Here is a 12,135-nt window from a genome sequence, read left to right on the forward strand (position 1 = left end):
GTGGCAGGAAACAACCAAGCTGACCCACCGCTCTCGCGAGCAGGGTCGCTCTCACAAAAACCTGTGGGAGCGAGCCTGCTCGCGATGGCGGCGGTGCAGTCAGCAAGCTAACCTCAGCCCAGCGCTGTATCGAGAAACATCATCACCGCGAACCCCATCATCAAGCCCAGGGTGGCCGGGGTTTCATGGCCGTTGCGGTGGGTTTCGGGAATCACCTCGTGGGACACCACGAAAATCATCGCTCCGGCCGCCAGGCCCAGGCTGATGGGGTAGGCCACGGCCACGCCCGACGACATGCCCAGGCCGATCACCGCACCCAGCGGCTCCATCAACCCTGAACCGACTGCGATCAATGCGGCACGCAGGGTGCTGATGCCGGTGACTCGCAATGCCATGGCAATGGCGAGTCCTTCGGGAATGTCCTGAATGGCGATCGCCGTGGTGAGAGGCAGGCCGACCTTGAAATCTCCGTCGGCAAAACTGACGCCGATGGCCATGCCTTCCGGCAGGTTGTGCAAGGTAATCGCGAGCACGAACAACCAGACGCGATTGATACGCTCGGCTTGGGGTCCGCGCCGTCCGCTCAATTCATGTTCATGGGGAATAAACCGGTCGAGACCGATCATCAGCGCAACGCCCAACCCCAGGCCGAGCACCACGACAAACGCGGCGAGCAACTGATTGCCGCAAATCACCTGGGCGGCTTCGATACCCGGCAATATCAGCGAAAAAGAACTGGCCGCCAACATCATGCCGGCGGCGAAGCCCAACATGATGTCCTGGGTGCGCGAGGAGATGTCCCGCAACACCACGGCCATGATTGCCCCCAAGGCTGTGGCGGCAAACCCGGAGGTCCCGCCCAGCACCGCATAGCCCAGATGGCGAGGGTCGGCGCCCACCAATGCGTTATAGCCGCTGTAGAGCAACAGCACGGCGACCGCCGCCAGCCCGAGCCAGAAGCTCGCACCCAGCAGCAGGTTGCCTTGCAGGGGATCCAGCCAGGTACGCCAGGGCGATCGGATCCGGGAAGTCGGCTGGTCCATCAAATATCCTTACAGGCTTTAGTCAGGGCCAATGGAAGGTTCAGCGAGGAAGCGAGGGAGCCCGGCTCCCTCGCCGCTTTCCTACAGTTTGTCACCTTGCATCCCCGAACCCAAGTCGGCACCTGTGGTGGGATCGCTCTCGGGGTTGGACATCGTCCGCGCCTTCATGTCCATCAGCAGGGCTTCGTCTTTTTTACTCAGTTGTACGCTGGCCAGGCCATCGCCGCCATCCACCGCCGGTGTGGGGTCTTCGACGAACTCCCAATCGTCGCCCTGGTTCCATGGGCCGCGTACAGCCGGCTCGCCCTGGGACATGTTGAAATACACATTGGTGAACTCCGGCATGCCCGGCAATTTACCCTGAGGGAAATTGGGCTGGATGGAATGCAAGGCTTTTTCAAAAGACATCTGGTGAGCGATTTCCCGGGTCATCAGGAAACCCAGCGCCTCTTTTACGCCCGGATCGTCAGTGACGTTCATCAGCCGTTCATAGACGATTTTCGCCCGGGCCTCGGCGGCGATGTTGGAGCGCATGTCTGCGGTCGGCTCGCCAATGGTGTCGATATAGGCAGCGGTCCAAGGTACACCCGCGGAGTTGGTCAGCGGTGAACCGGCACCATACAGAAGGCTGGTGATATGGGAATCGTTGCCGGCACCGTTGATGTCCCGGTACAACTGCCCTTCCTTTTCCACCCCTTCGGCCATCTGGCCTTTTGCGCCCTTGTTCAGCATCACGATGATCGAACCGATGATCTCCAGGTGGCTGAGCTCTTCAGTAGCGATATCCATGAGCAGATCCTTGCGGCCCGGATCATCCTCGGCCAGCGCCTGGGTGAAATAACGGGATGCCGCCGCCAGCTCCCCCTGGGCCCCACCGAACTGTTCCAGCAGCAGGTTGGCAAGACCTGGATTCGGCTCTGCCACACGCACGGTGTACTGCAGTCGCTTGTTATGTAGAAACATGGTTTGAACTCCTCGATCAGGCACAACTTATGGGCCTACCGATAAACGGCAGACTGACAAGAGTCTGAATATATAAAGGGAATTAAATTTACTTTTTATCCAATAATGAAGACAGGCGGTAAATACGCAACCTTCCAACCTTCAATCATTGAATAAGCGGGCAATGGCCCACGAGCTGTTTTTTATATTTCAACAGTGCAGGCCCCGGCTTGGCGCCAAGGGCCTGCCTGTCATGGCGTATTACGACTTACGGCCGCCGCCGTGGCTGCTTTCGCCACCCTTCTTGCCGGCTTCCGAAGCTTTTTCCCGGTCGTTGGCGAAATTGCCACCCGATGCCTGGCCACCTTTGCGGCCGGCTTCCGAAGCACGTTCGGGGTCGTTGGCAAAATTGCCACCAGACGCTTGCCCGCCCTTGCGCCCAGCCTCTGCTGCGCGTTGAGGGTCATTGGCGAAATTGCCGCCGGACGCCTGGCCACCTTTGCGGCCGGCTTCCGAAGCGCGTTCAGGATTGTTGGCAAAATTGCCCCCGGACGCTTGCCCGCCTTTTTTCCCGGCTTCCGATGCCTTCTCACGATCGTTAGCGAAATTGCCAGGGTTGTTATTGCCTGTATTAGCCATTTCATTCACCTCGTCAGTTACTGTTAGCGAACCTCTCGGCTCGTAGTATTCGGAGAACCCGGGGGCGATAAGGTTTGAACAACGTTCGGCAGTCAGCGACGAACGGTCAGCACTTCAAAGTTCATTGGAAAGTACAATCAAACCCTATCGAACAAGCGCCAGCCGATAAATTTATTCAAATAAGCGCAAAGCTGTCGACGGACCTCATATATAGCCCCGGCATTTAATAACAGTGCGTGTCTTTCCACGCCGTCCGCCAAAGGCCGGATGGCGCCGGCACCCCACTGCACCGGTCTCGTCACCCATGCCTCGCGCCGTTCCAGGAAGCCAAAACTCGCGGGCTGCCGGCGTTATCCTGCACCACCGCACTGTCCGGCTTGCGGCGTCCGGACACCCTGTCGCCGCTGTCCGGATAAAGACGTGCCGTTAATCAAGGGGAAATCGGGTCACTGGCCGGAAAGGTTTCCTCCAGCGCGTCGTCCAGTTGTTTATTGGTCACGTCCCGCTCCCCGACCTTGCCGCTGCGCTCGCAATGGCAATCGGGGGCCGGACAGGGTTCGCCGTTGGGATGCTGCTCCGCGCAGGCCTGGCTGCAATACGCCTCGCCGTCGTGGTTGAACATCCGCTGCGGATCCACCTCGCATTGGCAATCGGGGCAACCGCATTTCATCTTCGACTCGCTCATGCTTCTTCTCCTAGGAGCCCACCAGCAACTGGACCTCCAGATTGGCTGCCGCGATACCGTGCTTGACCACATACACCTCGGCGTCCCAGCCTTTGGTCAGGTTGCGGTAGGACTGGATGCCAAGGGCCGTGCCGCTGCTCCATTCCATGACGTCACCGACGTCGATATCGTTGGCAGAACGCAGTTCGAGCACGGTATGGCCGTCATCCTGCGCCACATACACACCCACCATTGCGCTCTGTCGGTTGATGGCGCGTACCTCACCACTGGTCTGATTCATACACCTCCTCTATGCGCCGGGCGAACGGCCGGCCCTGGATCGGCCGCCCTTCACGTTCAGCGCTTGGCTTCGGTATGGGGATTGTCGGAGCGTTCCAGGAACGCCTGGGTGATCTCCGGCAAGTGGTCGCGCAGCCAGTCGGCCATGGCGATCTCCTGTGGCAGGATCTGTTCGCAGGCCCGCTGGGTATCGACGTCGCCGGCCGCTTTCGCCGCCGCGATCAGCACGGTGTAGGAAGCGATTTCCAGGTTCTCGAATACGTAGCCACTCATCGCGCCCTTGACCACTTCATCGCTCATGGTCATGCCACCCACCGCCTGGCCGAAAGCCATGAGCTTGCCGGCCATGTCCTTGATCATCGACGTGCTCCCGCCCAGGCGCTGGATGCATTCCTCCACCAGCTTCTGTTGCCCGAGGGTTTCCTGCAGATGCTCTTCGATGCGGGCCTTGAGCACCGGGTAATGCTTCAGCCGCTCGGCCTGGGCCTTGAGCATTTTTTCCGCTTGCTGCTCCATGGCATGGGCGTCGTTGAGCCAATCCAGCAGGTTCTCTTTAGGCGTTGCCATTTCCTTCTCCTTTTCCGTGGTCGAGACTGCACCGCAGCGCGACGATTCTGAAATACCGCACATAAAAGTGGATGTTCCAGGCAGTGGGAAAGTTTGAAGGAACCGCGATGCGGGACGACGAAAGGTGTTACGACAGGCGTGAGTCCACCACCACTTCCTGTGGGAGCGGCTTGCTCGCGAAAGCGGTTATCCGTCGACATTGATATCACTGACAAATAGCATTCGCGAGCAAGCCCGCTCCCACAGGTCTTGGGCTCAGTGCATGCCCAATCGAGCACCCAAGCCCTGATCCTTGAGGGTATCGAACAGCGCCTGCGCCGCCGCCGAGAGTTCGTGTCCCGGTTTGGTCAGCACGCCGATGGCGCGCTCCACCACCGGATCGCGCAAGGTGATGCAACGGGCCCCCAGCTCATGCATCTGCCCGATGCACAGCGCCGGCACCGCGCTCACCCCCAGGCCGCTGGCGACCATGCGTCCGACCGTCGCCAACTGATGGCTTTCGAACTCCACTGGCAGCTTCATGCCCCGGACCTGGAGATGCTCCTCCAGCATCACCCGCACGGTAGAGGGCCTTTGCAGGGTGATGAATGGCTGTTCCAACAATGTCTGCCACTGGATTTCATTGCGTTGGGCCAACGGCGAATCCAGCGGCACCACCGCGACGAAGCGATCCAGGTACAACGGCGTGAACGCCAGGGACGAACCCTGCAGCGGCTCGAACGCAACGCCCAGTTCGACGTGACGGTCACGCACCATCTCCAGCACCTGTTCGTTGATCACATCGTTGACTGTAACGTTGACATTCGGATAGCGGGCGCGGAAGGTCTTGAGGATCGGTGGCAGCAGGTTGCCGGCAAACGACGGCATCGCCGCCAGGGTCACCCGTCCGCGTTGCAAGGTGAAGCGCTGGCGCATCTCATCCTCGGCGTTGTCCCAGTCGGCAATCAGCCGCCGGGCCAGGGGCAACAGGGATTCACCCTCGGGCGTCAGTGCCACGTTGCGGGTGTTGCGGCTGAACAGGCGCCCACCCAGACCCTCTTCCAGGGCCTTGATGGTCAGGCTCAGGGCCGACTGCGACAGATGCAGTCGCTCGCAGGCCACGGCGAAACTCAGGCTCTGGGCCACGGCAAGAAAGGCACGGATCTGCTTGAGGGTCATGGGGGTCGCTTCGCTCCAGCGGCAAGCCGTAAGTTTCGAGCCGCAAGTAACCGGCGGCGATTATTGAGCTTTATCAATTAATCCAATCTAAAAATCAACTTAACAAATATATGACTTGGCGCAACACTGCATTCCATTGCGACCCCATCAAGAATAAAAGAGGTGTCTATGGCAGGTTTCGACAAACGCGTGAGTTCCTATGAAGAAGCGCTGGCGGGCTTGAAGGATGGCATGACCGTCATCGCCGGTGGCTTCGGCCTGTGCGGCATTCCGGAAAACCTGATCGCCGAGATCAAGCGCAAGGGCATCCGCGACCTCACCGTCGTGTCCAACAACTGCGGCGTCGACGGCTTCGGCCTCGGTGTGCTCCTGGAAGACCGGCAGATCCGCAAGGTGATTGCCTCCTATGTGGGCGAGAACGCCCTCTTCGAGCAGCAATTGTTGAGCGGCGAAATCGAAGTCCAACTCACCCCCCAGGGCACCCTCGCGGAAAAAATGCGTGCCGGCGGTGCTGGTATCCCCGCATTCTTCACGGCCACCGGCGTCGGTACCCCGGTGGCCGAAGGCAAGGAAGTGCGTGAATTCCACGGCCGCCAGTACCTGATGGAAGAATCCATCACCGGCGACTTCGCCATTGTCAAAGGCTGGAAAGCCGACCATTTCGGCAACGTGGTCTATCGCCACACCGCGCAGAACTTCAATCCGCTGGCCGCCACGGCAGGCAAGATCACCGTGGTCGAAGTCGAAGAGATCGTCGAACCCGGCGAACTGGACCCGACGCAGATCCATACCCCAGGCATCTACGTCGACCGGATCATCTGTGGCACGTTCGAGAAGCGCATCGAACAGCGCACCGTGCGCAAGTGATCCCCTGCCCCTCGGCCCGAATGAAGGAATAACAACATGGCACTTTCCCGCGAACAAATGGCTCAACGCGTCGCCCGCGAAATGCAGGACGGCTATTACGTGAACCTGGGTATCGGCATCCCCACCCTGGTTGCCAACTACATTCCCGAAGGCATGGAAGTCATGCTGCAATCGGAAAACGGCTTGCTCGGTATGGGCGCGTTCCCCACCGAGGACGAAGTCGACGCCGACATGATCAATGCCGGCAAGCAGACCGTCACCGCGCGCATCGGCGCATCGATCTTTTCTTCAGCCGAATCGTTCGCCATGATCCGCGGCGGTCACATCGACCTGACCGTGCTCGGCGCGTTCGAGGTGGATGTCGAAGGCAACATTGCCTCGTGGATGATCCCCGGCAAGCTGGTCAAGGGCATGGGCGGTGCGATGGACCTGGTGGCCGGCGCCGAGAACATCATTGTGACCATGACCCACGCGTCCAAGGATGGCGAATCGAAACTGCTGCCCCGTTGCAGCCTGCCGCTGACCGGTGCCGGTTGTATCAAGCGCGTTCTGACCGACCTGGCCTACCTGGAAATCCAGGACGGCGCCTTCATCCTGAAAGAACGGGCCCCGGGTGTCAGCGTCGAGGAAATCGTCGCCAAGACCGCCGGCAAATTGATCGTGCCGGACCATGTGCCTGAAATGCAGTTCGCTGCCCAGTGAGGAGAGATTCGATGCAAGAAGTCGTGATTGTCGCCGCCACCCGTACCGCCATCGGCAGCTTCCAGGGTTCGCTGGCTTCCATTGCTGCACCGGAACTCGGCGCAGCGGTGATCCGCCGCCTGCTGGAGCAGACCGGGATTTCCGGCGAGCAGGTCGATGAAGTGATTCTTGGCCAGGTACTGACCGCAGGCTCCGGGCAGAACCCGGCGCGCCAGGCGTCGATCCTGGCCGGGCTGCCCCACGCCGTGCCGGCGATGACCCTGAACAAGGTCTGCGGCTCCGGCCTCAAGGCGCTGCATCTCGGTGCCCAGGCCATCCGCTGTGGGGATGCCGACGTCATCATCGCCGGCGGCATGGAGAACATGAGCCTGGCCCCCTACGTGCTGCCCGCCGCCCGCACGGGCCTGCGCATGGGCCACGCGCAGATGATCGACAGCATGATCACCGATGGCTTGTGGGATGCTTTCAACGATTACCACATGGGCATCACTGCCGAGAACCTGGTGGACAAGTACGGCATCAGTCGCGAAGAACAGGATGCCTTCGCCGCCGCGTCCCAGCAGAAGGCCGTGGCCGCGATTGAAGGTGGCCGTTTCGCCGATGAGATCACGCCGATCCAGATTCCCCAGCGCAAGGGCGATCCGCTGACTTTTGCCACCGACGAGCAACCACGGGCCGGCACCACCGCCGAATCCCTGGGCAAACTCAAGCCCGCCTTCAAGAAGGACGGCAGTGTCACCGCGGGCAACGCTTCGTCGCTCAACGACGGTGCGGCGGCGGTGCTGCTGATGAGCGCTGAAAAGGCCAAGGCCCTGGGCTTGCCGGTACTGGCGAAAATCAGTGCCTACGCCAACGCCGGCGTCGACCCGGCCATCATGGGCATCGGCCCGGTCTCGGCCACCCGCCGCTGCCTGGACAAAGCCGGCTGGTCCCTGGAGCAACTGGACCTGATCGAAGCCAACGAAGCCTTTGCCGCCCAGTCGCTGGCGGTGGCCAGGGAGCTGAAGTGGGACATGGACAAGGTCAACGTCAATGGCGGCGCCATTGCCCTGGGCCACCCGATCGGCGCGTCGGGTTGCCGGGTACTGGTGTCGTTGTTGCATGAGATGATCAAGCGCGATGCCAGGAAAGGCCTTGCAACATTGTGCATCGGCGGCGGCCAGGGCGTGGCCCTGGCCCTGGAACGGCCGTAATCGGCAACGGGCTCAACGGCGGCTGAGCGGACCCACGAATATCCGCACAGCCACCGGCAACACCACCGGCACAACCTCGGTTGCGCCGGTTTTTTTTTGCCTGCTGACTGTCGGGGTGATGTTGGCTGTGATGACGCTATCGCGAGCAGGCTCGCTCCCACAATGAGTCTTCAGTGAGCACGCATTCTGTGACCGGTGCAAATCCCTTGTGGGAGCGAGCCTGCTCGCGATAGCGGCCGATCAGGCCCCCGCGCCAAACCGGTCACGGCTGTTGGTCAAATGCAGCCACATGGCGGCGCGGGCGGCGTCGGAGTCCTGGCGTTTGATGGCATTGAAGATGGCCTCGTGTTCGAGGTTGGCCAACTGTGCCAGCTTCCCCAGATCAACCTGACCCCTTTCGGCCACGTTCACCCGGGTCCTGGGGATCATCGCGCTGCCCAGGTGCTGCATGACTTCGACAAAACAGGTGTTGGCCGTGGCCTCGGCGATAAGCAGGTGGAAACGCCGGTCGGCCTCGACGCAACTGTCGTTGTTGCTGAGCAACCGCTGGTAGTCATCCAGCGCCTGGCGCATCTGCTGCAAGTGCTGTTCGCTGCGACGTTGGGCCGCCAGGGCAGCCGCCTGGGTTTCCAGGCCCAGGCGCAGCTCCAGGATGCCGCGCACCCCTGCCGCGGTATCGACATTGAGGCGTAACCCCGGCTCGCCGGTTTGCTCCAGCACGAAGGTGCCGATGCCATGGCGCGTCTCCACTAGCCCCGAAGCCTGCAACTTGGAAATGGCCTCGCGTACCACCGTGCGGCTGACGCCATGCTCGAGCACGATGGCGCCTTCGGAAGGCAGCTTCTGCCCCGGTTTCAACTGTCCCAACAGGATGCTCTGGCTGAGCTTCGCCACCAGATCGTGGGCCAGGTTGTGGGTACGTTTGCGCTGGGGCGCGTCGGTGTCTTGCATCGCCGGGGTTCCTCGAATACAGGCTGACTGATCCTACCACCCACGGGCTTGAGCGTGTTCACCATGACGAAGCTTAACTTGTATGACAACACACCGAATATCAATCTCTCCCTGACTATCCACTCAGTTGACAGACTTCCTTTATGGCAACCAGCCACACGGCGAAATGACTCAAAAAAGCCACACAAACCAATAAATACGGCATAAGCAGCCTCACCACACTTTCCAAATCTCATCAAAAACAGCTTGTCATCGAAAAAAATCAAGTTGTATGATGTCTATCAACATCGACGCCTGCTCGATGCCCCGCATAAAAACAATGAGTGGGAGAAAAACCAGTGAACACATCCAGCCTCAAGGCGAATGCCGACGCGGATCCGGTGCTGTTGTCGGCCATATCCAAGGTCAAGCGCCACATTCTGCCGCTGTTCGTCATCATGTTTATCGTCAACTACATCGACCGTGTGAACATCGGCTTCGTGCGTGCCCATATGGAGCACGACCTGGGCATCGGTGCGGCGGCCTATGGCTTCGGTGCCGGCCTGTTCTTCATCGGTTACGCGCTGTTCGAAGTCCCTTCCAACATCCTGCTGCAAAGAATCGGCGCACGTATCTGGCTGACCCGCATCATGCTCACCTGGGGCCTGGTGGCCGCTGGCATGGCCTTCATCCAGAACGAAACCCACTTCTACATCCTGCGCTTTCTGCTGGGTGTGGCCGAGGCCGGTTTCTTTCCCGGCGTGATCTATTACTTCACCCGCTGGCTCCCAGCCGTCGAGCGTGGCAAAGCCATCGCCATCTTCCTTAGCGGCTCGGCCATTGCTTCGCTGATCTCCGGCCCATTGTCCGGGTTGCTGCTGCAGATCAACGGCCTGGGCATGCACGGCTGGCAATGGATGTACTTCATCGAAGGGATGTTCTCTGTCGGTCTGTGCGTCTTCGTCTGGTTCTGGCTGGACTCCAAGCCCCACGACGCCAAGTGGCTTAACCGTGAAGAACAGGATGCACTGGTAAAAACCATCGATGACGAACAACGGGCCCGCGAAGCGGCCACCCCCGTCAAGTTGTCCATCGGCCAGTTGCTCAAGGATCGCCAGATCATCCTGTTCTGCCTGATCTACTTCTTCATTCAGCTGACGATCTACGCCGCCACGTTCTGGCTGCCGAGCATCATCAAGAAGATGGGCGACCTCAGTGACTTCCAGGTCGGGATGTTCAACTCGATTCCCTGGCTGTTGTCGATCGTCGGCATGTACGCCTTCGCCTCGATGTCGGCCAAATGGAAGTTCCAGCAAGCCTGGGTGGCGGCTGCGCTGCTGATTGCGGCGGCAGGGATGTTCATGTCCACCGTCGGCGGGCCGATTTTCGCTTTCGTCGCCATCTGCTTCGCGGCCCTGGGTTTCAAGTCGGCATCGTCGCTGTTCTGGCCGATCCCCCAGGCGTACCTGGATGCTCGGGTGGCGGCCGGCGTCATCGCGCTGATCAACTCGGTGGGCAACCTCGGCGGGTTCGTCGCCCCGACGACGTTCGGCCTGCTGGAGCAGCACACCGGCTCGATCCAGGGCGGCCTCTACGGCTTGGCGGGCACGTCCATCATTGCCGCGATCATCGTCTTTGCCGCGCGCAATGTGCCCAAGCCCAAAGCCGCAGCGACACCAGCCAATCCGACGGCCAGCCACGTCTGATCATTCGACTCGTTCAAGGATAAGTACAATGAATTCACAAGAAGCCAGTAAAGCCCCGATCATCACCAGCATGCAGATCGTGCCCGTGGCCGGCCATGACGGCATGCTGCTGAACCTCAGCGGCGCCCATGGCCCATTCTTCACCCGCAACGTGGTCATTCTCAAGGACAACGCCGGCCGCACCGGTGTCGGCGAAGTGCCCGGTGGCGAGCGCATTCGCCAGACTCTCGAGGACGCCCGGGCGCTGGTGGTCGGCAACCCCATCGGCACCTATCAGAAGATCCTCAACAGCGTGCGCCAGGCGTTCGCCGACCGCGATGCCGGTGGCCGTGGCCTGCAGACCTTCGACCTGCGCATCACCATCCATGCGGTCACCGGCCTGGAAGCGGCCTTGCTGGACCTGCTCGGCCAGCACCTGGACGTACCGGTCGCAGCCCTGCTCGGCGAAGGCCAGCAGCGCGATGAAGTGAAGATGCTGGGGTATCTCTTTTATGTTGGTGATCGCCAGCAGACCGACCTGCCCTATCGCAGCGAGCCGGATGCCGACAATGACTGGTTCCGCGTACGCCACGACAAAGCCCTGGACGCCGCCGCCGTGGTGCGCCTGGCCGAAGCCGCACATGCGCGCTACGGCTTCCAGGACTTCAAGCTCAAGGGTGGCGTACTCAAGGGCGACGAAGAGATCGAAGCGGTCACCGCTTTGGCCGAACGCTTTCCCCAGGCGCGCATCACCCTGGACCCGAACGGCGCCTGGTCGCTCAAGGAAGCCATCCGCCTGTGCCGTGACCAGCACCGGGTACTGGCCTATGCCGAAGACCCTTGCGGCGCCGAGAACGGTTATTCGGGCCGCGAGGTCATGGCGGAGTTTCGCCGTGCCACCGGCCTGAAAACCGCCACCAACATGATTGCCACCGACTGGCGCGAGATGGGCCACGCGATCACCTTGCAGTCAGTGGACATTCCCTTGGCCGATCCGCACTTCTGGACCATGCAGGGTTCGGTGCGGGTGGCGCAGATGTGCAATGAGTGGGGCTTGACCTGGGGCTCGCACTCCAACAATCACTTCGATATTTCCCTGGCGATGTTCACCCACGTGGCAGCGGCCGCACCGGGTGATATCACGGCCATCGACACTCACTGGATCTGGCAGGACGGTCAACGACTGACCAAGGCGCCCTTGCAGATCCAGGGCGGCTGCGTGCCGGTGCCGAAGAAGCCGGGGCTGGGGATCGAGCTGGACATGGATCAACTTGCCAAAGCCCATGAGCTGTACAAAGGCATGGGGCTGGGCGCGCGGGACGATGCGGTGGCGATGCAGTATCTGATTCCAGGCTGGACGTTCAATAACAAGCAGCCGTGTCTGGTGCGTTGATCTTCCTGTGATCCCCAGGAAGACCTGTTTACCAAGCCTTATACAGTGTGGG

Annotated in this window: 13 protein-coding genes; 5 read left to right on the forward strand and 8 right to left on the reverse strand. The window is 60.8% G+C overall.

What is annotated here, in order from left to right:
• Nucleotides 1-113: 113 nt before the first annotated feature.
• From FBX99_RS07445 to FBX99_RS07475, 7 genes are all read right to left on the reverse strand, one after another.
• Nucleotides 114-1,043 (reverse strand): ZIP family metal transporter, encoded by a 930-nt coding sequence (locus tag FBX99_RS07445; RefSeq protein WP_047703661.1) that lies wholly within the window; start codon nt 1,041-1,043, stop codon nt 114-116.
• Nucleotides 1,044-1,124: 81 nt separating this feature from the next.
• Nucleotides 1,125-2,006, reverse strand: a complete 882-nt coding sequence (locus tag FBX99_RS07450) for a manganese catalase family protein (protein WP_047703662.1) — start codon at nt 2,004-2,006, stop codon at nt 1,125-1,127.
• Between the two features lie 240 nt (nt 2,007-2,246).
• Nucleotides 2,247-2,624 (reverse strand): general stress protein, encoded by a 378-nt coding sequence (locus FBX99_RS07455; RefSeq protein WP_144924323.1) that lies wholly within the window; start codon nt 2,622-2,624, stop codon nt 2,247-2,249.
• 430 nt (nt 2,625-3,054) lie between these two features.
• A complete protein-coding gene (locus FBX99_RS07460; RefSeq protein WP_256662467.1) occupies nt 3,055-3,309 on the reverse strand; it encodes a metallothionein in 255 nt (84 codons plus the stop codon).
• A gap of 10 nt (nt 3,310-3,319) precedes the next feature.
• Nucleotides 3,320-3,589, reverse strand: a complete 270-nt coding sequence (locus FBX99_RS07465) for a hypothetical protein (RefSeq protein WP_144923513.1) — start codon at nt 3,587-3,589, stop codon at nt 3,320-3,322.
• 56 nt (nt 3,590-3,645) lie between these two features.
• Entirely contained in the window at nt 3,646-4,155 is a 510-nt protein-coding gene (locus tag FBX99_RS07470; protein WP_041023644.1) for a ferritin-like domain-containing protein, read from the reverse strand.
• A gap of 255 nt (nt 4,156-4,410) precedes the next feature.
• Entirely contained in the window at nt 4,411-5,313 is a 903-nt protein-coding gene (locus FBX99_RS07475; protein ID WP_144923516.1) for a LysR family transcriptional regulator, read from the reverse strand.
• Between the two features lie 168 nt (nt 5,314-5,481).
• Here FBX99_RS07475 and FBX99_RS07480 point away from each other — a divergent pair, with 168 nt between their 5' ends.
• The 3 genes from FBX99_RS07480 to FBX99_RS07490 are packed head-to-tail and all read left to right on the forward strand — an operon-like array spanning nt 5,482 to nt 8,075.
• Nucleotides 5,482-6,180, forward strand: a complete 699-nt coding sequence (locus FBX99_RS07480) for a CoA transferase subunit A (protein WP_047703666.1) — start codon at nt 5,482-5,484, stop codon at nt 6,178-6,180.
• A gap of 36 nt (nt 6,181-6,216) precedes the next feature.
• On the forward strand, nt 6,217-6,882 hold the full coding sequence (locus tag FBX99_RS07485; protein WP_144923519.1) for a CoA transferase subunit B: 666 nt from the start codon (nt 6,217-6,219) through the stop codon (nt 6,880-6,882).
• An 11-nt stretch (nt 6,883-6,893) separates the two neighbouring features.
• Nucleotides 6,894-8,075 (forward strand): acetyl-CoA C-acetyltransferase, encoded by a 1,182-nt coding sequence (locus FBX99_RS07490; protein ID WP_144923521.1) that lies wholly within the window; start codon nt 6,894-6,896, stop codon nt 8,073-8,075.
• A 240-nt stretch (nt 8,076-8,315) separates the two neighbouring features.
• Here the strand turns inward: FBX99_RS07490 and FBX99_RS07495 are convergent, their stop codons facing one another.
• Complete coding sequence (locus tag FBX99_RS07495; protein WP_144923524.1) at nt 8,316-9,026, reverse strand: FadR/GntR family transcriptional regulator; 711 nt, start codon at nt 9,024-9,026, stop codon at nt 8,316-8,318.
• 338 nt (nt 9,027-9,364) lie between these two features.
• Between FBX99_RS07495 and FBX99_RS07500 the strand changes: the two genes are divergently transcribed.
• Together FBX99_RS07500 and gudD are read left to right on the forward strand one after the other, a co-directional pair.
• Nucleotides 9,365-10,711 (forward strand): MFS transporter, encoded by a 1,347-nt coding sequence (locus FBX99_RS07500; protein ID WP_144923527.1) that lies wholly within the window; start codon nt 9,365-9,367, stop codon nt 10,709-10,711.
• A 28-nt stretch (nt 10,712-10,739) separates the two neighbouring features.
• The gene (gudD, locus tag FBX99_RS07505) at nt 10,740-12,083 is read left to right on the forward strand and encodes a glucarate dehydratase (protein ID WP_145131116.1); all 1,344 of its coding nucleotides are present in this window, start codon (nt 10,740-10,742) and stop codon (nt 12,081-12,083) included.
• The last annotated feature ends 52 nt before the right edge of the window (nt 12,084-12,135 follow it).

Origin of the sequence: Pseudomonas sp. SJZ074, from assembly GCF_007828215.1 — a bacterium.
GTDB lineage: Bacteria > Pseudomonadota > Gammaproteobacteria > Pseudomonadales > Pseudomonadaceae > Aquipseudomonas.